The following is a 23586-nucleotide window of genomic DNA, read 5'->3' as shown; positions in this document are numbered from 1 at the left end:
CCGAGATCACCTGTCCAGCAGGTGATCTCGGCGCATGGGTATCAGCTGGGCAGATCTTCGACGGTCGCCGCTTCGTTCCGGGACAGGTTGATGCCCAGGTTCGCGGCGGCGCGCTCCAGATCCTCATCCTCGCCGTCGCGCATCTCGATCGCGAGGCCGTCGGACGAGAGCACCTCGACGTTGAGGCACAGCGACTGGAGTTCCTTGAGGAGCACCTTGAACGACTCCGGAATGCCCGGCTCCGGAATGTTCTCGCCCTTGACGATCGCCTCGTACACCTTGACCCGGCCCACGATGTCGTCGGACTTGATCGTCAGCAGTTCCTGCAGCGTGTAGGCGGCGCCGTAGGCCTGCATGGCCCAGCACTCCATTTCACCGAAGCGCTGACCACCGAACTGTGCCTTACCACCGAGCGGCTGCTGGGTGATCATCGAGTACGGACCGGTCGAACGGGCGTGGATCTTGTCGTCGACCAAGTGGTGCAGCTTCAGGATGTACATATAGCCCACCGCGATCGGGTACGGGAACGGTTCACCGGAGCGGCCGTCGAACAGCGTGGCCTTGCCGTCCGCGCCCACCATCACATCGCCGTCGCGATTGGGCAGTGTCGAGCCGAGCAGCCCGGTGAGTTCCTCGTCGCGCGCACCGTCGAATACCGGGGTGGAGATATTGCTGTTCGCAGGCGCGGCCAGCATCTCCGTCGGCAGTGTCGCGGCCCAATCGGGTGTGCCCTTGACCTCCCAGCCGGTCTTGCCGATCCACCCGAGGTGGGTCTCCAAGATCTGGCCGATGTTCATCCGGCGCGGCACACCGTGGGTGTTCAGGATGATGTCGACCGGGGTGCCGTCCGGCATGAACGGCATGTCCTCGGTCGGCAGGATCTTGCCGATAACACCCTTGTTGCCGTGGCGACCGGCGAGCTTGTCGCCGTCCTGGATCTTGCGCTTCTGCGCCACGTACACGCGCACCAGCTCGTTCACGCCGGGCGGCAGATCATCGTCGTCCTCGCGTGAAAACACCCGGATACCAATGACTTTCCCGGACTGACCGTGCGGCACTTTGAGCGAGGTGTCGCGCACTTCGCGCGCCTTCTCACCGAAGATCGCGCGCAGCAACCGTTCCTCCGGGGTCAGCTCGGTCTCGCCCTTCGGTGTCACCTTGCCTACGAGAATGTCGCCGTCGCGAACCTCGGCACCGATCCGGATGATGCCGCGCTCATCGAGATCGGCCAGCACGTCGTCGGAGATGTTCGGAATATCGCGGGTGATCTCCTCCGCGCCCAATTTCGTATCCCGAGCGTCGACTTCGTGCTCTTGGATGTGGATCGAGGTGAGCACGTCCTCCTCGACCAGCCGCTGCGACAGGATGATCGCGTCCTCGTAGTTGTGGCCTTCCCACGGCATGATCGCGACGAGCAGGTTCTTGCCCAGCGCCATCTCGCCGTTCTCGGTGCACGGGCCATCGGCAAGTACCTGTCCCGCTTCGACTCTCGCGCCCTCGTCGACGATCGGCCGCTGGTTGAAGCAGTTGCCTTGGTTCGACCGGGCGAACTTGCGTAGGCGGTAACTCTTGCGCGTCCCGTCGTCGGCCATCACGGTGAGGTAGTCGGCCGAAACCTCTTCCACCACACCGGCTTTCTCATTGACGACGACATCGCCCGCGTCGATCGCGGCCCGTAGCTCCATGCCGGTGCCCACCACGGGGGCCTCGGAACGGATCAGCGGCACCGCCTGACGCTGCATGTTGGCACCCATCAGGGCGCGGTTGGCGTCGTCGTGCTCGAGGAACGGGATCATCGCCGTCGCCACCGAAACCATCTGCCGCGGTGACACATCCATGTAGTCGACCTCGACCGGCGCGACGAATTCCACCTCGTCGCCGAAGCGCCGCGCGAGCACCCTGTTCTCCACCAGCCGTCCTTCAGCGTCGACCGGCGAGTTGGCCTGGGCGCGGATATACCGTTCCTCTTCATCGGCGGTCAGATAAGCCACCTGGTCGGTCACCTGTCCGTCGACCACCTTGCGATACGGCGTCTCGATGAAACCGAACGGATTGACCCGCGCGAACACCGAAAGATAGCCGATGAGACCGATACTCGGGCCTTCCGGTGTTTCGATCGGGCACATCCGCCCGTAGTGGCTGAAGTGGATGTCACGGACCTCGATGCTGGCCCGTTCCCGGGACAGGCCGCCGGGCCCGAGCGCGGAGAGCCTGCGCTTGTGGGTCAGCCCGGCCAGCGGGTTGTCCTGCATCATGAACTGCGACAGCTGCGAGGTCCCGAAGAACTCCTTGATCGACGCGCTGACGGGACGAATGTTGATCAGCGTCTGCGGCGTGATCGCCTCGATGTCCTGCGTCGTCATCCGCTCCCGGACCACGCGCTCCATGCGGGACAAGCCGATTCGGATCTGGTTCTGGATCAGCTCGCCGACCGTGCGCACCCGGCGATTGCCGAAGTGGTCGATGTCGTCGACCCCGATCGGCACCTCGACGCCGCCCTCGGCGGTCATCGTCTTGTCGCCCGCGCGCAGATGCGCCAGGTATTCGATGATCGCGACGAGGTCCTGCTCGGTCAACGTGGCCGAGTCGATGTTCAGGCCCAGCTTCTTGTTCATCTTGTAGCGACCGACGCGCGCCAAGTCGTAGCGCTTGTCCTTGAAGAACAGATTCTCCAGCAGGGTCTGCGCGGATTCCTTGGTCGGCGGCTCGCCCGGACGCAGCTTGCGATAGATGTCGAGCAGCGCCTCGTCGGTGCCCGCCGTGTGATCTTTCTCGAGTGTCGACATCATGATCTCGGAGAAGCCGAAACGCTCGACGATCTGCTCAGTGGTCCAGCCGAAAGCCTTGAGCAGCACGGTAACCGGCTGGCGACGCTTGCGGTCGATGCGGACACCAACGGTGTCGCGCTTATCGATGTCGAACTCCAGCCACGCACCACGCGACGGAATGACCCGCGCACTGTGCAGGTCCTTCTCGGTGGTCTTGTCGACGGACTGGTCGAAGTAGACACCCGGCGAACGAACCAATTGGGCGACGACGACGCGCTCGGTGCCGTTGACGATGAAGGAGCCCTTGTCGGTCATCATCGGGAAATCTCCCATGAAGACCGTCTGGCTCTTGATCTCACCGGTGTTGTTGTTGATGAACTCCGCGGTGACGAACAATGGCGCCGCGTAGGTCATGTCCTTGTCTTTGCACTCGTCGATAGAGGCCTTGACCTCTTCGAATCGAGGATCGGACAGCGTCAGCGACATGGTGCCCGCGAAGTCTTCGATGGGGGAGAGTTCGGCGAGCACCTCTTCGAGGCCGCCCGCCGTGTTGTTCTCGCCGCGTGCGGCGGCGCGCGCCCGCCATTGCGGCGCGCCGATCAACCATTCGAAGGAGTCGGTTTGCACGTCGAGCAGGCCCGGCACGTCCAGGGGCTCACGAATTCTGGCGAACGACACCCGCTGCGGGGCGCCGGGGATAGCGGCGACTACCTGGGCTGTAGTGGTGACTTTTTGGGACGAGACTGACACGGTGCGTCCTTCCGCGACCTCACACTGCTGATGAATTGCGTGTGGTCACCTACCCGAGCGAAACTCGCACACCGCAAGAAGCGAACACCCCATTATCGAGGGTGATTCACAAAATTGGGTTCGTGTGGTCGGACGGGAGGCAGCCAGCGCAACGTCCCAAGTTACTCGCAGATTCGGCGCAGCACAATAGGCATTCGATAATTGGGGTCATGTAACAACCACGTCGAATGTTTCCTCTGTAGGAATAATAACCCTGGGAACCTGCCTGAGTCAAGACTTTCAGTGGAATTCGATCAATTCGGCAGGTGCGGGAATGGCGGTTATGTGCGCGCCTCGTCGAGGAAGTCCAGCACGAGCGGGCCCGCGACGAACCGGAATTCGTCGAAGTAGGCGTGCCGGGCGCCGGGGATCAGCCGCATCCGCGCGTGCGGGATGCGTTCGGCGAGCAGCGGTGCGTTGGCGGCCGGATTGAACCGGTCCTCGGTGCCGTGCACGATCAGGGTGGGAGTTGTGATGTCCGGCAGGACATCCCAGGCGTCGTGTCTGTTGCTGGCCATGAGATGGCGGCGCTTGGCGTAGGCGGGCATGGTGGGATCGCCGAGGGTGTTGTACGGGCCGGCGTTGTGCGCCAACCACTCCGGGGTGTACATCAGCTCGAGCAGGGCCTGGCGCGCCGCGTCTGGATCGGGATCGATGAGCGACTTCCGAATATCGGGACCACGTTCGATGCTGTGCTTGCCACCGGGGGAGGTGCAGCCGAGGACCAGGGTGTGCACCCGCTCCGGATGGCGGGCGGCCAGCCATTGTGCGACGCGACCACCCATCGATGTGCCGTACACCGCTGCCTGCTCGATACCTAGGTCGTCGAGCACCGCGACCACGTCGTCGGCGAATCCGACTGTGCTGTAAGGCTCGTCGGGCTTGTCGCTGTCCCCGGTGCCGCGCCAGTCGAGCGTGATGGTGCGATACCGGGTCTCGAAGTCCGACCGGATTCCGTCCCACCAGTGATGATTGTTGGCCTGTCCGGCCAGTAGCAGTAGTGGCGCGCCCGCGCCCGCGGTCTGATAGGCGAGGCGAATGCCGTTGGCGGCCTTGGCGTATGGCACGGTGCTGTTCCTATTGGGTCGGTTGATGGGCGGGGCGCAGGCCGTCGAGGACGAGTTCCAGGCAGCGGCGCCACGCGGGCGATCCGGCCGCCTCGCCGAGCAGCGACAGTGCCCAGACCAGATGCACCACATCTTCGTCGCTCGCGTCGGCGCGCACCGAACCCTCCTGTCGAGCGCGATCCAGCAGCGTCGATAGATGCGACATTCCGCGATGGCACGCCTCGGTCAGCTGGGCGGCAGCGGGATGATCACCGGTGAGCGCCTCCAGCAAGCCGCGGTCGGTGGTCATCTGGCCGAGCAATTCCTCGACGAAGCCGCTGAATGCCACCCAGGCGTCCGGCTCGGCCGCGGCCCGTGCGGCGAATTCGTCGATGGCGGCGAGACGCGGCGGCAGCAAGGCGTCGATGAGCGCGTCGCGGTGCGGGAAGTGGTTGTACAGCGTGCCGATGCTGACCCCGGCCCGCCGCGCGATCTCTTCCAGGGACCCGTCGAGGCCCTGCTCGGTGAAGACATCGGCCGCCTCGCGCAACAGCTTTTCGCGATTGCGGGCCGCATCGCGGCGCAACGGTTTGGTCATGGGCACCATCATACAAAAGTCGAGGGGCTCCTCGATTTCATGCTACTTTTGAAATTGAGGGACCCCTCAATCTTTGGAAAGGAGCTTTATGTCCAGCACCCCAACCGTCGTGATCGTCGGCGTCGGACCAGGCCTCAGCATGTCCATGGCCAGGCGTTTCGGCAGCGAAGGATTCCGCGTCGCACTGATCTCGCGCAGCGAAGCGCGGCACGAGGGCTATCTGAAAGACCTTGCCGTACAAGGCATTGATGCCAGCGCCTACGCCGCCGATATCACCGACCGCGCCCGCCTGAGGTCGGTGCTCGCCGAGATCGCAAGCGACGGCGACATCGAGCTCGCCTACTACGGTCCCGGACCGACCGAACAACCGATTCCGCTCACCGAAACAGACGCCACCACAGCGCAATCCGCGTTCGCCTGGGTCTGGCCCGCCGTCGACATGGTGCACGAAGTCCTCCCGGCCATGCGCACCAGAGGCACCGGCGCCCTCCTCTTCGCGGGCGGACTCTCCAGCGTCCGGCCGATGCCCATGCTCGGCCACCTGGCCCTGCCCTCCGCCGCCCTCCGGAACTACGCCGTCACCCTCAACGCCGACCTCGCCGACAGTGGCGTCTACGCGGCCACCCTCACCATCGGCGGCCTCATCGAACGCGGCGACATCCACACCATGGTCACCGCCGACCCGGCCCGTTTCGGCTCGATGGAAGGCCGCACGCTGAACCCGGACGACCTCGCCGCCACCGCCTGGGATATGTACCGCACCCGCGACCGGGCGGAAGAGGTATTCGACCTGTTCAGCGGCTGATCAGCCGTTGGTCAGGATGCTGGCGGCGGCGTCGAGGCCCTCGGTGGTTCCGACGATGACCAGCAGGTCGCCCGCGGCGAAGGTGAAGTCCGGGCCCGGTGACGGGACCACCGAGCCGCCGCGCATGATCGCGACGATGGAAACCCTTGTCCAGGTGCGCATCTCGGTCTCGCCGAGCGGGCGGTCGGCATAAGGGGAGCCGCCGAGGATGGCGAACTGCCTGGTGTTCACGCCGTCGAAGTCGCGGTGTTCCTCGCGCAGCTGGGCGACCAGCTGTGGGGCGCCCAGCAGGTTGGCCAATGCGGCCGCCTCCGCCGCCGATAACGGAATCTGGTCGGTGGCCTCGGGGTTATCGGACTTGCTGACGATCAGGTAGATCGTGCCGTCCTTGTGATCGATGACGCCGATCCGGCGGCGAACGCCTTTGACCGGAAAGTCCTTGCGCACACCGATACCCGGCAGGCGCGTCACTTCAACGTTCACTCCACCAGCGTAACCGCGCCGACCGTGCGGGGTGTGACGCTGCTCATCTAATCAAACCGATCGATCGTTCGTATTGTAGCTTGAGGGTAACTGGCTCACTCCGAGGAGACCTACCATGACGGCAACACACGCGATTCGACCGTTGGCACCGACCGAGGCGATCTATGTCGGTCTGGGATTGTTCGTCGGTTACTCCGTCCAGGTGCGCGGTCACCTCGGCATCGCGGCGCTGTCGCAGGCGTTTGCCGCGCTGCGTCGTGCGTACCCGATCCTGAGCTCACGTCTGGTCGCCGATGATCAGGCTGCGGTGATTGTCGGCTCGTCGGTGCCGCCGGTGATCAGGGTGTTCGACGGCGAGGTCGCGTCCGTCCGCTACGACACGGACCTGGACGCGGCCCGGGCGGTATGCGAACTGCACGTGGTGCGTGAAGGTGATCGCGCGAATGTGACGCTGTTGATCCACCACAGCGTGGCCGACGGTCATCATTCGCTCGCGATACTGGCGGAATTCTGGTCGCTGTACACCGATTTCGTCGAGGGAACGGCCGTCCCGGCGGTGGCGCGGCACGCGTATCCGATGTCGTTGGAGGCGTTGTACGCCGAACGCGGCATCGGTCCCGCCGATGCCGGAACCGCTGTGCCCAGTGAAGTACCACCCGCGCCGGTCGGCGATCGCCAGGTCATCGCGCTGTCGTATCTGCGTTGCCAGCTCGATGAAGGGCAGACCGCTGCCTTGGTCGACTTCGGTCACCGGCAAGGCACGACGATCAACAGCTTGGTATCCGCGGCCATCCTGCTCGCCATCGCCGACGTGCAGAATGTGCCGCTCACCGAGATGCCTTACGCCTATTTGGTGGAACTGCGATCGCGCATGTCACCGCCGGTGGCTTTCACCGCGGGGACGAACATCTTGGGCTATGAGCGGTACCTCGCCGAGGGCGATGCCGTCGAGCTCGCGGATATCGCGCGGGCGATCGGTGCGCGGCTGGCCGCGGATCTGGCCGACCAACGGATCCATCACGCCGCGGTGCAGGCGGCCGGCAGCAAGTTCGCTGTGCTGCAAGAACTTCAACAGGCTCCGGCCGCAGCGTTGTCGACGAATTGGGGCAGAGTACCCACCCTTCGCCATCCGCCCGCGCTCGAACTGGACGACTTCTGGCCGCTGTTCCATCTCGACGCGCCCATACCGGCCGACGCACCCGCGGCGACACCGTTTTTCGTGATCACCGGTTTCGCCGGTCGGCTGAGCATCGACCTGCTGATGCCCGAGCTGACCAGCAGCCACCGGGAAATCGTTGCCGCGCTGCGTGATCGGCTGCTGACGGTCCGGTAGGGATCAGTCCGCGGGTCCCGCGAGGCTGTAATGCACCGTGGGACTCCAGAGGAAGAACCCGTTGACCTTCGCGTCATTCGCGGCGTCGATCTGTGCCCTGACCTCGCCGGAACCGTAGCTGACACCGAGGCTGAAGTCCTGCAGCCAGGGCACGATCTTCGCCGCGGTGCCCTGCGTCTGCGTACGGAAGTCCTGCAGCGAGCGGAAGACAATGTCGTAGGGCTGCGAATTCGGGTTGGCGACACCGTATTCGCCTGCGTTCCAATGCGAGGGATACAGCATCGGCGCGATGTAGTCGACGTACTTGGCCATCATCGGAATGTCCTGCGCGATCTCGTCGGGCCGGGTGGCGGCCACCCCGAATACCGCGGCACTCTGCTCGGCGCCCGCGTCGCGCACGGGATCGCGGCTCTCATGCAGGAATTCGGCGATCGACACGGTGGGCGAGGTGGTGGAGCCGGGGAAGTGCATCTGCGACAGCGCGCCGTCCGGGCGCCGGATGTAGTCGTACATGATGCCGTCGAAGCCGAGCTTCGCCGCCTCGACCGCGAGATCGATGTTGTATCTGCGTATTTCGGCATTCGCGAAGTTGGTGAAGGCGATCGGGCCGTACCTGCTCGAGTACGGCTCGCCGGACGGTGTCTGGACGACCCAGTCCTGATGGCCTGCCTGCCAGGCCCATTCGGCCATCGTCTTGTCGCGGAAGGCGACGATCCGGCCGACCACTCGAATACCCATGTCGTGCAACTGCCGCAAGGCCGCGGGGGCGTCGTAGATCCGCATGACGGCACCCGATTCGCGAGCGAGCGGCACCTGGGAGTCGTAGCCGACCTCGCCGTCTTCGTCCTTGATGTCGAGCTGGACCGTGTTGATGCGCCCGTCACGAGCCATGCTCAGCACGTCCTCGCGGAGTCCGTCGTCGGACCAGCCGTACGCGGTGACGTGCACCGCCTTGATCGGCGGCTGTTCGATCGCCGACGTGATCGGCTGCGCGGTCTGGTTTCCCGCGGCGTCCACGGCGACCACCTGGGCGCCGGTTTGCGCGCGCGGCAGCGTGATCTCGAAGGAGCCGTCGTCGGCCGGAGTCGCCGACAGGTTGCCGACCGACACCCGCTCGGCGTCTTTTGCCTTGCCGCGCAAGGTAACCGGCTGGCGGTAAGAAGTCACGCCGGTGGGCTGCGTCAGTTCGAGGGTCGGTGCCTCGTTGTCCACGGTGAACGTCTTGGACACGCCCGGGCCGGTGCGGAGGAAGCCGAGGAAGCTCGGCGGGATCTCGGCGGTGAACTTGTGTTCGCCATCGGGCAGCGCGCCCGGCCGGTAGACGACGGTAGTGCCGTCGACCGCGCCGGCGACCGGCTGACCGTCGAGTTCGAGTCGCAGGGCGGCGGGGTCGTATTCACCCGCGTCTACCCGCAATGTCATGGCGGACATGGTCGCCGCGCCGACCAGACTGTTCGGGAGACCGGTGACGGTCAATCCGCGGGGCTCGGTGCGGACCCAGCTCAGGGTCACAGAAGCGACAAGAATTGATAAGACTGAGATAACCAGGACTGCCGCCAACCGCCGGTGTCCTGTCACGCCTAGTCGTTCTAGCAACGCACACACCAACTTTCGTTTGGAGATCGCTCCACTATCGCGGGTTCGGCCCGCGCCCGTCCTTACTTTGTCCGAGTTGCTTACGCAACGAATCGGTAGCGTTCGCGTACTGTTTGCGCGGTGGCGAACAACGCGACTATCAGTGTTCGAGTTGTGTTATCGGTGCTGGTGTTGACGGCCGCGGCCTGCGCCGCGGACCCCGACCCGGCCACCCTTCGGGCGATGGCGACCGCGCCACCGTCGAGCAGTCCCGCGCCCGATCCGGCCGCGGTGGGCGCCAACGAACTCGGCGTCGTCCCTGTCCTCATGTACCACCAGCTGGCGGCCGAGCCGGACAGCGAATACGACCAGACGCCGGCGAAATTCCGCGCCGAACTCGATCGACTGCTGCGCGAGAACTACCGTCCGGTGACGACGTCGGCCTACATCTCCGGCGCCTTCGACCTGCCCGCGGGCACCCATCCGGTGGTGCTCACCTTCGACGACTCGACGCTCAGCCAGCTCACGATCGCCGAGGACGGCAAGGTCGCGCCCGACACGGCGATCGGGATCCTCGAACAGTTCCGCGCGGAGCATCCCGAATTCGCGCCCACCGCGACCTTTTACGTCAACAACGAGCCGTTCGGCGACAATCCGCGCGCTCTGTCCTGGTTGGCCGCACACGGTTATGAGATCGGCGCGCACACCGCGACGCACGCGAATCTCGCACAGCTGGACAGCATTGGCGTGCAACGCGAGCTGGCGGACAACGTCCGCGCGATCGTGGCGGCGGCGCCGGGCCGGGTACGGACGATGGCGTTGCCGCTCGGCATCGCGCCGGACGATCGCGCCCTGGCCACCGCGGGCAGTTGGGACGGAACGAATTACGCGTTCGAGTCGGTGCTGCTGGTCGGTGCCGAGCCTGCCCCGTCGCAATACGGCGAACTCGATCCCACGGCCGTTCCTCGAATCCGTTCGGGCAGAACAGCGGTCGACTTCGACTCGACGTACTGGCTCGACCGGCTCGCGGCGAACCCGGAGCAGCGCTACACCTCGGACGGCAACCCACAGCAGATCTCCTTCCCTGCGCGCTTATCCGGAACGTTGAACCCGCGGTGGTCGAGTCAGGCCAAGTCGTACTGATTCCAGGTGGTAGCGGCTGCCGTTGGGGCGCAGCCCTTTACGTCAGCCGCAAGAGATTGCGGCTGACGTAAAGGTGTTTGGTCAGGTTCTGCCGGACGCCGCGTTCACCGCGGCGAACTAGCGGCGAGTTGTTCGAGGACGGCGACCATCCGATCGATCTCCGCGCAGGTGTTGTAGAAGGCGAACGACGGACGCACCGTCGCCTCCAACCCCAGGCGACGCAGAATCGGCTGGGCACAATGGTGGCCAGCCCGAACCGCGATGCCCTTCTCGTTCAACGCCTTTCCGACCTCGATCGGCTCGTAGCCCGCCATGACGAAGGAAAGCACACTCGCCTTATCGGCGGCGGTGCCGACCAGTCGGATACCGCGCACCGCGGCGACCCGGGGTGTCGCGTACTCGAGCAGTTCGTGCTCGTAGCGCGCGATCGTGTCCATGCCGAGGCGTTCTACGTATTCGATGGCGGCGCCGAGGCCGACCGCGTCGGCGATATTGCCGGTGCCCGCCTCGAATCGTCCGGGTGGCGGTTGGAACAGCGAACGTTCCAGTGTCACATCGCTGATCATGTTGCCGCCGCCCTGCCAGGGCGGAACGTCTTGCAGTATCTCGGATTTTCCATAGACGACGCCGATTCCGGTGGGCCCGAACAGCTTATGTCCGGAGAAGACGAAGAAATCGGCGCCGATCGAGCGCACGTCGATGGCGGTGTGCGGGACCGACTGCGCGCCGTCGACTAGGGTGACCGCCCCGGCCCGCTGCGCCTCGGCGACGATCTCGCGCACCGGCGTGATGGTACCGAGTGCGTTCGAAACATGCGTTACCGAAACGAGTTTGGTGCGGTCGGAGAGCAGCTTGGTGTACTCGCCGAGCATCAGCTCGCCGTTGTCGTCCACCGGAATGACCTTCAGCTGGGCGCCGGTCTCGGCGGCCAGCATCTGCCAGGGGACGATGTTCGCGTGGTGCTCCAGGTGCGAGATGATGATCTCGTCGCCCGCGCGAATGTTCTTGCGGCCCCACGTTTGTGCGATCAGGTTGATGCCCTCGGTGGCGCCGCGGACGAAGATGATCTCCTCGGCCGAGGACGCGCCGATGAACCGGGCCACGATGTCGCGGGCCTGCTCGTAGGCGTCGGTGGACCGCGCCGCCAATTCATGGGCGGCGCGGTGGATATTGGAGTTCTCGTGCTCATAGAAGTGAGCGAGGCGCTCGATCACCGAACGCGGCTTCTGCGTCGTCGCGGCGTTGTCGAACCACACCAGCGGATAGCCGTTGACCTGTTCCCGAAGGATCGGGAAGTCGTTGCGCACCGCGTGCACATCGAAAGGCGGATGCGCGTCGGGCACCCGGTACGACGCGGGGATCGATGCCGCAGGGCCGGCCGCATTCAGGAAGTAGAAGCTCGGCGCCGCGGCTGGTTGCTGCGGCGCGGCATCGGGAAAGCGTTGTGGTGACAGCACTCCGCGCAACGACGGCAGCGTGGTGAGGAACGGGTCATTGTGTATGCCAGCGGTACTCGCCGGCGGATGCGCCGGTTGTCCGGCCGCATCGGCCATCGGCACGTCGCGGCCCCAGCCCGGCACCGATGGTTCCGGTGTACTGCCGCCGGGCGGCGTGGTACCCGAAAAACCCTGTGCGCCAGCAGGTGCCGTGCCGCCGGAAGGCCCGGTGCCGTTGACACCCGGCACCGAAGGTTCCGGAGTACGCCCGCCGGGTGGCGTGGTACTCGAAACACCCTGCACGCCCGATGGTGTCGGAGCCGAGGCCGATGGCGTGCGGCCACCAGGAGACGCGGCGCTGGAGCCGCCAAGTGCCCCAGGCACCGACGGTTCGGGCGTCCGGCCGCCGGGCGGCGTAGTGCTCGAAACACCCTGTGCGCCCGGTGGTGTCGCGGCCGGCATATGTCCACCGGGATGCGTCGCACCGGAAAACCCCGGTGCACCAGCCGCTGTCGCCGCGGGCACCGGGGACGGCACCGGCACATTCGGCGGTGACGTCGGCATATCGGGCTGCGCCACACTCAGCCCCGCCGGTGCGGCGGGCAGACCCGCCGACCCCGACGGCAGCGCCGAGAAGAACGCACCGGCAAGGCGATTGAGCGTCGCCTCGTCCGGCAGCATCCACTCGGCGCCGCCATCGCCAGCTGGGCGTGAGATGTCAGCTCCGGTAGGTCGGTGCGTAGTCATGGAACTTGCCCACCTCGGCTCCGTCGAGCACTGCCACCGCATCGTCGGTCAGAATCGCCAGCGAGCAGTACAGCGACACCAGATATGACGCGATCGCGCTGCGATCAATACCCATGAACTTCACCGAAAGGCCCGGTCCCTGTTCACCGGCCAGTCCCGGCTGATACAGCCCGATCACGCCCTGACGGGCCTCACCGGTGCGGATCAGCACGAACTTGGTCTTCCCGCGTTCCACCGGAACCTTGTCCGACGGAATGATCGGAATCCCGCGCCAGGTCAGGAACTGCGACCCGAACATGCTCACGGTCGGCGGCGGCACACCGCGCCGGGTGCATTCCCTGCCGAACGCCGCGATGCCCTGCGGGTGGGTAAGGAAGAATCCCGGCTCTTTCCAGACCTTCGTGATCAGGTTGTCGAGGTCGTCCGGCGTCGGCGGCCCGGCGATCGTCGAGATCCGCTGCTTCTTCGTGGCATTCGCGATGAGACCGTAGTCCGGGCTGTTGATCAGCTCGCCCTCTTGGTGCTCCTTGATTGCCTCGATGGTGAGCCGCAACTGTTGAGCAATCTGATCGTGCGGGCTCGAATACAGATCCGAGACGCGGGTGTGCACATCGAGGATCGTGTGCACGGCCTTGAGTCGATACTCCCGCGGGTCTCGCTCGTAGTCGATAAATGTCTCCGGTAGCGGAGACTCGTCGAAGTTATCGCACTGAATATCGACGGTTTGTTCGTCGGTGACCCGGTTACGCCGGTAGATACCGGCTTCGACGGGCACCCAGTTCAGCAGATGAACCAACCACCGTGGGGTGATCGACTCCATCTGCGGAACGCTCTTCGTGGCATTAGCCAGTGTCCGGGCCGCATCATCGCCCAGTGCAACCGGCCGTGGAACAGCTTTAGTCATCGAACCACCTCGGGATCGGCAAATCCACCGTTACCAGCTCGCCCATGCTAGCCCCTGCCTACCGACTTGCCCGGATCGACCCTATTGCCCGCCTTGCACCGCGCGCCGCGCCCGGATTTCCGATCCCATCGCGCTCATCGGGTGGTGCGTTCACCGCCGTTGACCGCGAGCACCTGACCGGTCACCTGCCGGGCCGCGGGCGAGGCGAGGTAGTGCACCGCGGCGGCGATGTCATCGGGAACGCCGGCGCGGCGGGTGTGTGCCGCCGCGACGAGCGAGTCGCGCCGCTCGTCGGTCAGCTTGTCGCGGAAGAACTCCGTGTCGGAGATGTAGCCGGGGGCAACGACATTCGCGGTGATGCCGCGCGGCCCCAGCTCCGCGGACAGTTGGATGTTCCATGAGGCGAGTCCGGCTTTGGCCGCGCCGTAGGCTCCCGCGCCTTTGTCCGCGGCGATCGAGCCGATGTTCACGACGGACCCCGCGGCGGCCAGTCGGTCGCGCAGTGCCGTGGTCATCAATACCGCGCTGATCAGATTGGCGTCCAGGTTGGCCCGCCAGGCTTCGGCCAGACTCTTCAGGTCGGTCGGTTCAGCCATGTCGAAGTCGGTGTTGCCACCCGCGTTGTTGACCAGTACGTCGATCTCGCGGGGGAGTTGGTCGACCAGTGCCTCGATCTGCGCGGGATCGGTCGCGTCGCAAACGCGTGCTGTGACACCGAGTTCCGCCGCTGTCGCCTGCAGCGCCGCGGCCCGGCGCCCGGTGATCACCACCGAATCGCCCTCGGCCGCGAAAATGCGCGCGATCGCCCGGCCGATTCCGGTGGCTCCGCCGGTCACTACGATGTTGCGTCCCATGTCGATCTCCCTCATCGAGTACATTTAGACCTAAACATAGACTTCATTTAGATCTAAACGCAACCGAGGAGTGGCATGGACGACAACGATCCGGTCGACGCTATCGCGCTCGCGTGGCTCCGCGAACGGCCGGGCACGCCGGTCGACGGCATCGGCGTCGTGACGCGAATATGGCATCTGGCCAAGGCATTTGGTGACGACCGACGCCGGGTGCTCGTCGCCGAGGGCGCCGACGCGGCCACCCTCGACCTACTCAGCGTGTTGCGCCGCAGCGGCCCGCCGTACGAGTTGACTACCCGTGAACTCAAAGAACGCACCATGCTCACCGCGGGCGCGATCTCCCAGCGGGTCGCCCGCGCCGAAGGGGAGGGCCTGGTCACCAGAACAACGCTCGACGACGGTTCGCGTGGCGTGGTCGTCGCGCTCACGCCGGCCGGGCACGCTTTGGTCGAGCGATTGGTCGATCAAGTACTCGGCCGCGAGCTCGACCTGCTCTCCGGTCTGACTGCCGAACAGCAGGCGACCTTGACCGAGTTGCTCCGCATCCTGCATCAGGACCTGATGCCGCGCCTCGGCCTTGGCAAGATCATCCAGGTCGGCGGCATAGCGCGGTAGCAGTTGAAGCTGTTGGGCGCCAAGCGGATCGGCGCGACTCAGCGCAGGGCCAGCGCGAGGAAGAAGTCGACGCGATCTTCGAGGCGGGACAGGTCGCGGGCGGTGAGTTCTTCGATGCGCTGGATGCGATAGCGCAGGGTGTTGACGTGTACGTGCAGCAGATCGGCGCACTTGGTCCAGGAGCCGGAGACCTCGAGAAAGGTTTCCAGGGTGTGCACCAGGTCGGCGCGATTGTCCTGGTCGTAGGTGGTGAGCGGATCGAGCAGGCGCAGGCGGAACATGCGGCGGACCTCGTCGGGGACGGAGGCGAGCAGCAGCATGTGGGTGGCGAGTTCGTCGTGGCCGACGACGCTGGCGGGTTGTAGTCGGCCCGCGGCCATCCGGCGGGCGTAGCGGGCTTCTTCGACGGCACCGCGCAGGCCCTCGCCGTCGACCACGCCGCTGACGCCGACGGATAGTCGGCTACCGCGTAGTCCGGGCTCCAAAGCGGTTACCGCACGGTTGATTTCGTCGATCACAGGAGTATCCGGACCTGCCGGAATCAGCGCGATAGCTTCGCCGTCCACCACACCGGCGGCAGGCCTTCTGCCGAAAAGGATTTCGCGCAGTAGCACGCGTAACTCGCCGGGCCGCAACGTGTCATCGGCGGCGGCAGCGACCGCGATATAGGTTTCCGCGGGCCCGAGCCCGGTGAGTTCGAGCCGCGAGATGATCTCGGTCGGCTTGGCATCGGACACGATCAACTCGATGAGTTCCTGCGCGAGCCGCCCCTCGGCGCTCTGCCGATCGTCCTGTCGCGCGCGTTCCAGCGACACGACGGCGGCGAGTTCGCCGGCCAGCGCGCGCCGCTCCTCGGGCCATTCGGTGTAGTCGCCCTCGAAGACCAGGAACCAGTCCGCAGCCCGCGACGTCCGATGCTCATCCACCGCGAACAGCGAAAACCGCTTGCCCTCATGCAGAAACGCGACCGGCAGTCGACGGGCGCTGAGAAACGCGGTGGTCACCTCGACCGGCGGCGGCGTGCCCGGCCCGGCGACCGCGCGTCCGGTGGACGACACCACCCAACATCGCATGCCGAGATCGCGTTCGATGAGCTCGAGCACCGAACCGAGCCCGGCACCCGAGACGAGCTGCCGATGCCGGTCCAGGATCGCGGTCAGATCCGCGGCCCGCCCGGTCGACAGATTACGGGTGATCTGCTCGGTGACCTGGGCGAACGCGACGTTCTCCGGGACACGGAACAGCGGAATCCGATGCTTGTGGCAGGCCTCGACCACGTCGGGCGGCGCACCTCCGTATTTGGCGTCACCAGCGGCCATCCCCGCCACCCCGGCCTGGGCGAGTGCCCTGACGAACACCTCGCTGTCGGCGGGACTATGCCGCCACTGCAGGCCGGTGAGCACGAGCTCCCCGCCGGACAGGTAGCGACCAGGATCGAGCATGTCCGTGGTCACCACCCAACGCACGAACCGGTCCAGCTCTTCCTCGCCGGTGACGAGCTCGAGCCCCAGGTCCGCCATGGTCAGCAGTGATCGAAGGCGCACGGTGCGAAGGCTAACAGTCGCACCCCTGGTAGACGCCCTTGGACATTCGCACAAAGAGTTGGGTGTGAACTGTCGCACAGTTCAGATTTCTCGTTTCTAGCTGCGGTGTTCCTCGGCGGGTGTACTTGCGGAACAGATTGGTGAACCCCGACAGGAGGTCAGATGGCAGGCGACATCGGATGGCTCAACGCGTTGCCGCCGGACCGGGCCGAGCAGGAACTGCTGACCTGCTGCGCGTCCAGGCAGTGGGCACAGAAGGTGGCGGCCTCGCGGCCCTACCCCGACGCCGCGAGCGCTACCGCCGCCGCCGTTGCCGCGGTGTGTGAGCTGGGTTGGCCGGATGTCGAGGAGGCGCTGTCGGCGCATCCGCGCATCGGCGACCGGGCCAAGGCGGAGTTGTCCGAGCGGGAGGCGGCGTGGTCGCGCGGCGAACAGTCCGGCGCGGCGACCGCGGACTCCGCGGTGCGCACCGAGCTCGCCGCGGGCAACCTGGCCTACGAGGAACGCTTCGGCCATGTCTTCCTGATCCGCGCCACCGGGCGCAGCGCCGAGGAGATGCTCACCGAGCTGCGTAAGCGCCTGGCCAACTCGGAGCTCGACGAACGCATCAAGGTGCAGAGCGAACTCGCCGACATCACCCGCCTGCGCGTGCGAAAGCTGCTGGGGGAGCAGTGAGTCTGTCCACCCATGTGCTGAACGCGGTGACCGGTCGCCCCGCCGCGGGGCTGCGGGTGCGGCTGTCGCGTGCCGACGGCACCGTGCTCGCCGAGCGGCACACCGACGACGACGGCCGCATCAAGGACCTGCCCGCGCCCGAAACCGGCACGCACCGGCTGACTTTCGACACCGGCGAGATCAGCCCCTTCTACCCCTCGGTCGCCATCGACTTCACCGTCGCCGACCCGGCCGCGCACTACCACGTGCCGCTGCTGCTCAGTCCGTATTCCTACTCCACCTATCGAGGTAGCTGAACAATGTCGATCAAGCTCGGACCGAACCGATATGGCAAAGCGGAGACCCATGTCGTCAGCGTGACGAAAAACGGTGGCGTCCACGAGATCCGGGACCTCAATGTCGGCGTCGCCCTCTCCGGCGACATGGATGACGTGCACCTGACCGGCGACAACGGCGCGGTGCTGACCACCGACACGCAGAAGAACACCGTGTTCGCCTTCGCCAAGGAGCACGGCATCTCCTCGCCCGAGGCGTTCGGTGTCCTGCTGGCACGGCATTTCGTCGATTCGCAGCCGGCCATCCACCATGCGCGGGTCAGCGTCGAGGAATACGCGTGGGAGCGCATCGTGCTCGACGCGGGCACCGATCAGCACTCGTTCGTCCGCTCCGGCCAGGAGGTGCGCACCGCGCGGGTGCACTACGACGGCGAAAACGCCTGGGTCGTCGCGGGTTTGCAGGGCCTGGTGGTGCTGAACTCCACCGGTTCGGAGTTCCACGGCTACCTGAAGGACAAGTACACGACGCTGAAGGAGGCCTACGACCGCGTCCTCGCCACCGAGGTCAACGCGGAGTGGCGCTTCACCGGCGAGCCCAGCGACTGGGACAAGACCTACCGCGAGGCCAGGCGCGCGCTGCTCGAGGCGTTCGCCGAAACCTACAGTTACTCACTGCAACAGACCCTGTACGCGATGGGCGAGCGCGTGCTCAACACCTGCCCGGAGATCGCCGAGGTCCGGCTGTCGCTGCCCAACAAGCACCACTTCGTCGTCGATCTGTCCGCCTTCGGACTGGAGAACGACAACGAGGTGTTCTATGCCGCCGACCGCCCCTACGGCTTGATCGAGGGCACCGTGCTGCGCGAGGACGCGCCCGCCGCCGGGCCCGCGTGGGAGTGACGATGGATTTCCTACGACCCACCAGCTGGGCGGACGCCCTGGACATCAAGGCAGGCCGCCCGGACGCCACCCCCATTCAGGGCGGCACCGACATGATGGTCGAACTCAACTTCGACAAGGGCCGCCCGAGCGCCCTGCTCGACCTGAACCCATGCCGAGAGTTGTTCGACTACAAAGAGATCGACGGCAAGATCCGGATCGGCTCCGGCGTGCCGTACGTCCGGATCATCAACCGGCTCGGCGGGCAGCTGCCCGGCCTGGCCCAGGCCTCCCGCTCGGTCGGCTCGCCGCAGATCCGCAACCGCGGCACCGTCGGCGGCAACCTCGGTGGCGCCTCGCCCGCCGGTGACGCCCACCCGGCGCTGCTCGCGGGCAACGCCGTGGTCGAGGTCGCGTCGGCGGCCCGCGGCACCAGGATGATCCCGATCGACGACTTCTACATCTGGGTGCGCAAGAACGCCCTGGAAGCCGACGAGCTGATCAGCGCGGTCTGGCTGCCGCCTGCCGAAGGGCCGCAGTACTTTTCGAAGGTCGGCACCCGCAACGCCATGGTGATCGCGGTGTGTTCGTTCTCGATCGCGCTCTACCCGAGCACTGGGACGGTGCGCACTGGCATCGGCTCGTCCGGCCCGACGCCGCTGCGAGCCCAGCCCGCCGAGGAATTTCTGGCCACGCAGCTGCCGTGGCACGATCCGGCGCCGCTCACCGACCGGGTGCTACGCGAGTTCGGCGCGCTCGTCGCGGCCGCCGCCAAGCCGATCGATGACGTCCGTGGCACCGCGGATTACCGCAAACACGCCCTCTCGGTGCTGGCCCGCCGCACCCTGGGCTGGGCATGGACGGACCACCTAGCAGAAAGGAAGGCAGCCTGATGCGCGTGACCTTCGACGTGAACGGCTCGACGGAGACCGTCGACGACGTGTGGGAGGGCGAGAGCCTGCTCTACATGCTGCGCGAGCGGATGGGCCTTCCCGGCTCCAAGAACGCCTGCGAGCAGGGCGAATGTGGTTCCTGCACGGTCTATTTGAACGGCACGCCGGTGTGTTCCTGCCTGGTGGCGGCCGGGCAGGCCGAGGGCTGCTCGGTGCGGACCGTGGAAGGTCTGGCGCGCGGCGCGACGCTGGATCCGATGCAGCAGGCGTTCGTCGAAGCGGGCGCGGTCCAATGCGGTTTCTGCACACCGGGTCTCATCGTGCAGGCGCACGACCTGATCGAGCACAATCCCGATCCCTCGGATGTGGAGATCCGCGAGGCACTGGCCGGAAACCTCTGCCGCTGCACCGGATACGAGAAGATCCTCGACGCCGTGCGGCTCGCGGCCCAGCGGAAAGCGGCGGCGCAATGAAGACTGTCATCGAAAACGCTTACATCGCACCGGTGGTGGGTCCGGAGATCGCCTCCGGGTACCTGGTGCTCGCGAACGGCCGGATCGAATCCCTCGGCGCGGGACCGGCGCCCCTCGTGCCCGACGCGCAACGCATCGACGGCACCGGCTGCCTGGTCACCCCCGGCCTGGTCAACACCCACCATCACCTCTACCAGTGGGCGAGCCAGGGCCTGTTCCAGGACTCGACGCTATTCGAATGGCTGACCGGTCTCTACCGGCTCTGGGCGGGCATGGACGCCGACGTCGTATATGGCGCGGCCGCAGCGGGATTGGGCTGGCTGGCATTGACCGGCTGCACCACGAGCAGCGACCACCACTACGTCTTCCCGAAGGGGCGCGGCGACCTGTTCGACGCCGAGGTCCGGGCCGCGCACGAGCTCGGCATCCGGTTCCACCCGTGCCGCGGCTCGATGGACCGCGGCCAGTCCGACGGCGGTCTGCCGCCGGACGAGGTGGTCGAGGACCGGGACGAGATCCTGCTCAACACCTCGGAAACCATTGACAAGTACCATGATCCGTCGTTCGACTCGATGCTGCGGGTGGCCGTCGCACCCTGCTCGCCGTTCTCGGTGAGCGAGGGTCTGATGACCGACGCCGCGCTGCTCGCGCGCACCAAGAACGTCCGGCTGCACACCCATCTCGCCGAGACGCTCGACGAGGAAGAGCACTGCCGCGAGCAGATGGGTTGCACCCCGGTCGAATACATGGAGAAGCTCGGCTGGCTCGGCGAGGACGTCTGGTTCGCGCACGCGGTGCACCTGCACGACGCCGACATCCGTCGCTTCGCCGAAACCGGTACCGGCTCGGCCCACTGCCCCAGTTCCAACGCTCGCCTCGGCGCCGGTATCGCCCGCGTCTCGGAGCTGTTGCGCGCCGGTGCGCCGGTCGGCCTCGGCGTCGACGGCGCCGCGTCGAGCGAGCTGACCTCGATGGCTGGGGAGATGCGCCAGGCCATGCTGTTCCAGCGGGCTGTGCACGGACCGACCGCACTCACCGCCCGGCAGGCGCTGGAGATCGGAACCCTCGGCGGCGCACGCAATCTCGGCCGCCAGCAGGAGATCGGCAGCCTGGAGGTCGGCAAGCTCGGCGACATCGCGATGTGGCGGGTGGACGGATTCCGGGCCGCCGTCGAGGACCCGATCTGCGCGCTGGTCTTCGGACCGACGCCGCCGCTGGCCAGGCTGCTCGTCGGCGGCCGCACCGTGGTCGAAAACGACGAACTGCGCACGGTCTCGCACGACCAGGTGGGTCGCGCGGGTGCCGCCGCCCGCAAACGGCTGATGCGGGGACGGGCATGACATCACCGAGTGGCTGTATCGACGCCCGCCGGCGAGAGGAGAAGCGATGACCACCGCACGCACCACGCGATTCCCCGGCGAGGTCGCCGCGCCGGGCAAGGGCGGCATCGGCGAGAGCCCGCTGCGCCCCGACGGCAACCTGAAGGTCAAGGGCGAGTTCGCCTATGCCTCCGACCTGTGGATGGACGGCATGCTGTGGGGCGCCACCCTGCGCAGCCCGCATCCGCGCGCCCGCATCGTCAGCATGGACATCAGTCAGGCGCTCGCGCTGCCCGGCGTACACGCGGTGCTGACCCATGAGGACGTGCCGGGTCGCAACGTCTACGGCCTCGACCACACCTGGGACCAGCCGGTGCTCGCCATCGGCGAGGTCCGCCACCACGGCGAGCCGATCGCGCTCGTCGCCGCGGACCACCCGGAGATCGCGCGCCGCGCCATCGAGGTCATCGCGATCGAGTGGGAGGTGTTGACCCCCATCACCGATCCGCTCGCGGTGGTCGCCGATCCCGAAGCCAACAAGGTGCAGGAGCGCGGCGGCATCGCCAGGCATCAGCCTGTCCGGGTCGGCGATATCGCGGTCGGTCGCGCCATGTCCGATGTGGTGGTGCGCGGCGACTACGAGGTCGGCATCCAGGACCAGGCGTTCCTCGGCCCCGAGGCGGGCCTGGTCGCGCCGGGCGAGGACGGCGGGCTCGACTTCTACGTCGCCACCCAGTGGATGCACAACGACCTCAAGCAGATCGGTCCATGTCTCGATCTGCCCGACGACAAGATCCGGATGACGCTGGCCGGGGTCGGTGGCGCGTTCGGCGGCCGCGAGGACCTGTCGATGCAGATCCACGCGGGCATGCTCGCGCTCTACACCGGCAAGCCGATCAAGATGATGTACAACCGCGAGGAATCCTTCTTCGGTCACGTGCACCGGCATCCGGCGAAGATGCGCTACGAATACGGCGCGACCCACGCCGGGAAGATCGTCTTCGCCGAGGTGCAGATCGTGCTCGACGGCGGCGCGTACACCTCCGCGACGCTCAATGTCACCGGTAACGCGTCCTCACTCGCGGTGGGGCCGTACGAGATTCCGCACATCAAGATCGACGCGTACGGGGTGTACACCAACAACCCGCCCTGCGGTGCGATGCGCGGATTCGGCGCGGTGCAAGCGTGTTTCGCGCACGAGTCGATGATGGACAAGGTCGCCGAGGCACTCGATCTCGACCCGATCCATGTCCGGCAGGTCAACGCGGTCGCGCAGGGATCGAAGCTGGCGACCGGACAGATCGTGCACGCCCCGATGCCGATGGTCGAGATGCTCGGCCAGGCTCAGGCCATGCCGCTGCCCGCCCCGCTGGACGCCTCCGACATCCGGAACCTCCCCGGTGGTGTCTCGCAGACCACGCACGGCGAGGGCGTCGTGCGCGGCATCGGCTACGGCGTCGGCATCAAGAACATCTGCTTCTCCGAGGGCTTCGACGACTTGTCGACGGCCCGGGTACGGCTGGAAGTCATTGGCGGCGAACCGGTTGCGCTGGTGCACACCGCCGCGGCCGAAGTCGGGCAGGGCCTCGTCACGGTCGAAGCGCAGATCGCGCGCACCGAACTCGGCATCGAGCGGGTCACCATCCACCCGGCCGACAACCAGGTCGGCGACTCCGGTTCCTCTTCGGCCTCGCGGCAGACGTACATGACCGGCGGCGCCGTGAAGGCCGCGTGCGAAGCGGTGCGGATGCGCGTACTCGCGCTCGCCCAAGGACGTTTCGGCGCCACCCGCGGCCTCCAACTCGTCGGCGGCAAGGTGGTCTCCCGCGACGGCGAGGTCTACGCCGCCATCGTCGACCTGCTCGGTGACGAAATCATCGAGGAGACAAGGGAATACCACCACAAGCCGACCACCGGCATGGATCCGGTGACCGGCCAGGGCAACAGCCACACCCAGCTCGCCCTGTGCGTGCACCGGGCCGTGGTGGATGTCGACACCGAACTCGGCCTGGTCAAGGTCGTCGCTCTGGACGCCGTCCAGGACGTAGGAAAGATCATGAACCGCTTGTCGCTGGAGGGGCAGATCCACGGCGGCTCCACCCAGGGTCTCGGCCTCGCGGTCATGGAGGAAATTCAAGTCCGTGACGGAAAGGTGCTCAACCCGTCGTTCACCGACTACCTGATCCCCACGATTCTCGATACGCCGCCACAGCGGCTGGAGATTCTCGAAAACGCCGACCCGCACGCCCCATACGGGCTGCGCGGCGCCGGAGAGCCACCCACGCTCTCCTCGACACCCGCGATCGTCTCGGCCATTCGGGACGCATGCCGATCCGCGGGCGGAACCGTGCACATCAACCGAGTGCCGGTGCGTCCGGAAGACATCATCCGGAGCAGTTGATCAACAGGGGCAGACCGTATCTCGTGTCCAA

General features: G+C 66.4%; 20 protein-coding genes. 11 read left to right on the top strand and 9 right to left on the bottom strand.

Features of this window, described 5'->3' with window-relative positions; translation table 11 throughout:
- Window positions 1-41: 41 nt before the first annotated feature.
- The 3 genes from ACIBK2_RS01675 to ACIBK2_RS01665 form a co-directional block, all read right to left on the bottom strand.
- Window positions 42-3518: a DNA-directed RNA polymerase subunit beta gene (locus tag ACIBK2_RS01675; protein WP_396962481.1), complete on the bottom strand. Its 3477-nt coding sequence runs from the start codon at window positions 3516-3518 to the stop codon at window positions 42-44.
- A 320-nt stretch (window positions 3519-3838) separates the two neighbouring features.
- On the bottom strand, window positions 3839-4624 hold the full coding sequence (locus tag ACIBK2_RS01670; protein WP_396962479.1) for an alpha/beta fold hydrolase: 786 nt from the start codon (window positions 4622-4624) through the stop codon (window positions 3839-3841).
- A gap of 10 nt (window positions 4625-4634) precedes the next feature.
- Complete coding sequence (locus ACIBK2_RS01665; protein ID WP_396962477.1) at window positions 4635-5201, bottom strand: TetR/AcrR family transcriptional regulator; 567 nt, start codon at window positions 5199-5201, stop codon at window positions 4635-4637.
- A gap of 88 nt (window positions 5202-5289) precedes the next feature.
- Here ACIBK2_RS01665 and ACIBK2_RS01660 point away from each other — a divergent pair, with 88 nt between their 5' ends.
- The gene (locus ACIBK2_RS01660) at window positions 5290-6006 is read left to right on the top strand and encodes an SDR family NAD(P)-dependent oxidoreductase (protein WP_396962475.1); all 717 of its coding nucleotides are present in this window, start codon (window positions 5290-5292) and stop codon (window positions 6004-6006) included.
- Here the strand turns inward: ACIBK2_RS01660 and ACIBK2_RS01655 are convergent, their stop codons facing one another.
- Window positions 6007-6489, bottom strand: a complete 483-nt coding sequence (locus tag ACIBK2_RS01655; RefSeq protein WP_396962473.1) for a cation:proton antiporter regulatory subunit — start codon at window positions 6487-6489, stop codon at window positions 6007-6009.
- A gap of 115 nt (window positions 6490-6604) precedes the next feature.
- On the opposite strand from ACIBK2_RS01655, the gene ACIBK2_RS01650 reads away from it, so the two are divergent.
- Window positions 6605-7822 carry a hypothetical protein gene (locus ACIBK2_RS01650; RefSeq protein ID WP_396962471.1) on the top strand — a complete coding sequence of 406 codons (1218 nt, stop codon included), beginning with the start codon at window positions 6605-6607 and terminating at the stop codon, window positions 7820-7822.
- A 3-nt stretch (window positions 7823-7825) separates the two neighbouring features.
- Here ACIBK2_RS01650 and ACIBK2_RS01645 read toward each other — a convergent pair whose 3' ends face one another.
- Window positions 7826-9334 carry a putative glycoside hydrolase gene (locus ACIBK2_RS01645; protein WP_396962469.1) on the bottom strand — a complete coding sequence of 503 codons (1509 nt, stop codon included), beginning with the start codon at window positions 9332-9334 and terminating at the stop codon, window positions 7826-7828.
- A gap of 204 nt (window positions 9335-9538) precedes the next feature.
- Between ACIBK2_RS01645 and ACIBK2_RS01640 the strand changes: the two genes are divergently transcribed.
- Window positions 9539-10540 (top strand): polysaccharide deacetylase family protein, encoded by a 1002-nt coding sequence (locus ACIBK2_RS01640; RefSeq protein WP_396962467.1) that lies wholly within the window; start codon window positions 9539-9541, stop codon window positions 10538-10540.
- A gap of 104 nt (window positions 10541-10644) precedes the next feature.
- Here ACIBK2_RS01640 and ACIBK2_RS01635 read toward each other — a convergent pair whose 3' ends face one another.
- The 3 genes from ACIBK2_RS01635 to ACIBK2_RS01625 all read right to left on the bottom strand — a co-directional run bounded on the left by ACIBK2_RS01635 (window position 10645) and on the right by ACIBK2_RS01625 (window position 14481).
- Window positions 10645-12723, bottom strand: a complete 2079-nt coding sequence (locus tag ACIBK2_RS01635) for a family 2A encapsulin nanocompartment cargo protein cysteine desulfurase (RefSeq protein ID WP_396962465.1) — start codon at window positions 12721-12723, stop codon at window positions 10645-10647.
- Window positions 12695-13627 carry a family 2A encapsulin nanocompartment shell protein gene (locus tag ACIBK2_RS01630; RefSeq protein WP_357383968.1) on the bottom strand — a complete coding sequence of 311 codons (933 nt, stop codon included), beginning with the start codon at window positions 13625-13627 and terminating at the stop codon, window positions 12695-12697. The genes ACIBK2_RS01635 and ACIBK2_RS01630 overlap by 29 nt, the downstream gene beginning before the upstream one ends.
- Window positions 13628-13761: 134 nt before the next feature.
- Window positions 13762-14481, bottom strand: coding sequence for an SDR family NAD(P)-dependent oxidoreductase (locus tag ACIBK2_RS01625; protein ID WP_396962462.1), 720 nt, complete (start codon window positions 14479-14481; stop codon window positions 13762-13764).
- A gap of 75 nt (window positions 14482-14556) precedes the next feature.
- Between ACIBK2_RS01625 and ACIBK2_RS01620 the strand changes: the two genes are divergently transcribed.
- On the top strand, window positions 14557-15096 hold the full coding sequence (locus ACIBK2_RS01620; protein WP_396962459.1) for a MarR family winged helix-turn-helix transcriptional regulator: 540 nt from the start codon (window positions 14557-14559) through the stop codon (window positions 15094-15096).
- Between the two features lie 38 nt (window positions 15097-15134).
- On the opposite strand, the gene ACIBK2_RS01615 is transcribed toward ACIBK2_RS01620, so the two are convergent.
- Window positions 15135-16640, bottom strand: a complete 1506-nt coding sequence (locus ACIBK2_RS01615) for a PucR family transcriptional regulator (RefSeq protein ID WP_396962457.1) — start codon at window positions 16638-16640, stop codon at window positions 15135-15137.
- Window positions 16641-16802: 162 nt separating this feature from the next.
- On the opposite strand from ACIBK2_RS01615, the gene uraD reads away from it, so the two are divergent.
- Genes uraD through ACIBK2_RS01580 form a run of 7 tightly spaced genes read left to right on the top strand, consistent with a single transcriptional unit; the run spans window position 16803 to window position 23555 of the window.
- On the top strand, window positions 16803-17315 hold the full coding sequence (gene uraD, locus ACIBK2_RS01610) for a 2-oxo-4-hydroxy-4-carboxy-5-ureidoimidazoline decarboxylase (protein ID WP_396962455.1): 513 nt from the start codon (window positions 16803-16805) through the stop codon (window positions 17313-17315).
- Window positions 17312-17611, top strand: a complete 300-nt coding sequence (gene uraH, locus ACIBK2_RS01605; protein WP_396962453.1) for a hydroxyisourate hydrolase — start codon at window positions 17312-17314, stop codon at window positions 17609-17611. The genes uraD and uraH overlap by 4 nt, the downstream gene beginning before the upstream one ends.
- 3 nt (window positions 17612-17614) lie before the next feature.
- Window positions 17615-18490, top strand: a complete 876-nt coding sequence (gene pucL / locus ACIBK2_RS01600) for a factor-independent urate hydroxylase (protein ID WP_396962451.1) — start codon at window positions 17615-17617, stop codon at window positions 18488-18490.
- Window positions 18491-18492: 2 nt separating this feature from the next.
- Window positions 18493-19362 carry an FAD binding domain-containing protein gene (locus ACIBK2_RS01595; RefSeq protein WP_396962449.1) on the top strand — a complete coding sequence of 290 codons (870 nt, stop codon included), beginning with the start codon at window positions 18493-18495 and terminating at the stop codon, window positions 19360-19362.
- On the top strand, window positions 19362-19835 hold the full coding sequence (locus tag ACIBK2_RS01590) for a (2Fe-2S)-binding protein (protein ID WP_396962447.1): 474 nt from the start codon (window positions 19362-19364) through the stop codon (window positions 19833-19835). The genes ACIBK2_RS01595 and ACIBK2_RS01590 overlap by 1 nt, the downstream gene beginning before the upstream one ends.
- Window positions 19832-21175: an 8-oxoguanine deaminase gene (locus tag ACIBK2_RS01585; RefSeq protein ID WP_396962445.1), complete on the top strand. Its 1344-nt coding sequence runs from the start codon at window positions 19832-19834 to the stop codon at window positions 21173-21175. The genes ACIBK2_RS01590 and ACIBK2_RS01585 overlap by 4 nt, the downstream gene beginning before the upstream one ends.
- Before the next feature lie 46 nt (window positions 21176-21221).
- Window positions 21222-23555: a xanthine dehydrogenase family protein molybdopterin-binding subunit gene (locus ACIBK2_RS01580; protein WP_396962443.1), complete on the top strand. Its 2334-nt coding sequence runs from the start codon at window positions 21222-21224 to the stop codon at window positions 23553-23555.
- Window positions 23556-23586 lie beyond the last annotated feature (31 nt).

Origin of the sequence: Nocardia sp. NPDC050175 (genome assembly GCF_044459885.1) — a bacterium.
In the GTDB taxonomy this organism is placed as follows: Bacteria; Actinomycetota; Actinomycetes; order Mycobacteriales; family Mycobacteriaceae; genus Nocardia.
Note: the sequence above shows the minus strand (reverse complement) of the source record. Positions and strands in the feature narration are given on the sequence as shown.

Bases quoted from the DNA above. Each gene is read 5' to 3' on its own strand.
- ACIBK2_RS01665 (WP_396962477.1), bottom strand. From the start codon at position 5,201: ATGACCAAACCGTTGCGCCGCGATGCGGCCCGCAATCGCGAAAAGCTG.
- ACIBK2_RS01660 (WP_396962475.1), top strand. From the start codon at position 5,290: ATGTCCAGCACCCCAACCGTCGTGATCGTCGGCGTCGGACCAGGCCTC.
- ACIBK2_RS01650 (WP_396962471.1), top strand. From the start codon at position 6,605: ATGACGGCAACACACGCGATTCGACCGTTGGCACCGACCGAGGCGATC.
- ACIBK2_RS01635 (WP_396962465.1), bottom strand. From the start codon at position 12,723: ATGACTACGCACCGACCTACCGGAGCTGACATCTCACGCCCAGCTGGC.
- ACIBK2_RS01630 (WP_357383968.1), bottom strand. From the start codon at position 13,627: ATGACTAAAGCTGTTCCACGGCCGGTTGCACTGGGCGATGATGCGGCC.
- ACIBK2_RS01625 (WP_396962462.1), bottom strand. From the start codon at position 14,481: ATGGGACGCAACATCGTAGTGACCGGCGGAGCCACCGGAATCGGCCGG.
- ACIBK2_RS01620 (WP_396962459.1), top strand. From the start codon at position 14,557: ATGGACGACAACGATCCGGTCGACGCTATCGCGCTCGCGTGGCTCCGC.
- uraD (WP_396962455.1), top strand. From the start codon at position 16,803: ATGGCAGGCGACATCGGATGGCTCAACGCGTTGCCGCCGGACCGGGCC.
- pucL (WP_396962451.1), top strand. From the start codon at position 17,615: ATGTCGATCAAGCTCGGACCGAACCGATATGGCAAAGCGGAGACCCAT.
- ACIBK2_RS01595 (WP_396962449.1), top strand. From the start codon at position 18,493: ATGGATTTCCTACGACCCACCAGCTGGGCGGACGCCCTGGACATCAAG.
- ACIBK2_RS01590 (WP_396962447.1), top strand. From the start codon at position 19,362: ATGCGCGTGACCTTCGACGTGAACGGCTCGACGGAGACCGTCGACGAC.
- ACIBK2_RS01585 (WP_396962445.1), top strand. From the start codon at position 19,832: ATGAAGACTGTCATCGAAAACGCTTACATCGCACCGGTGGTGGGTCCG.
- ACIBK2_RS01580 (WP_396962443.1), top strand. From the start codon at position 21,222: ATGACCACCGCACGCACCACGCGATTCCCCGGCGAGGTCGCCGCGCCG.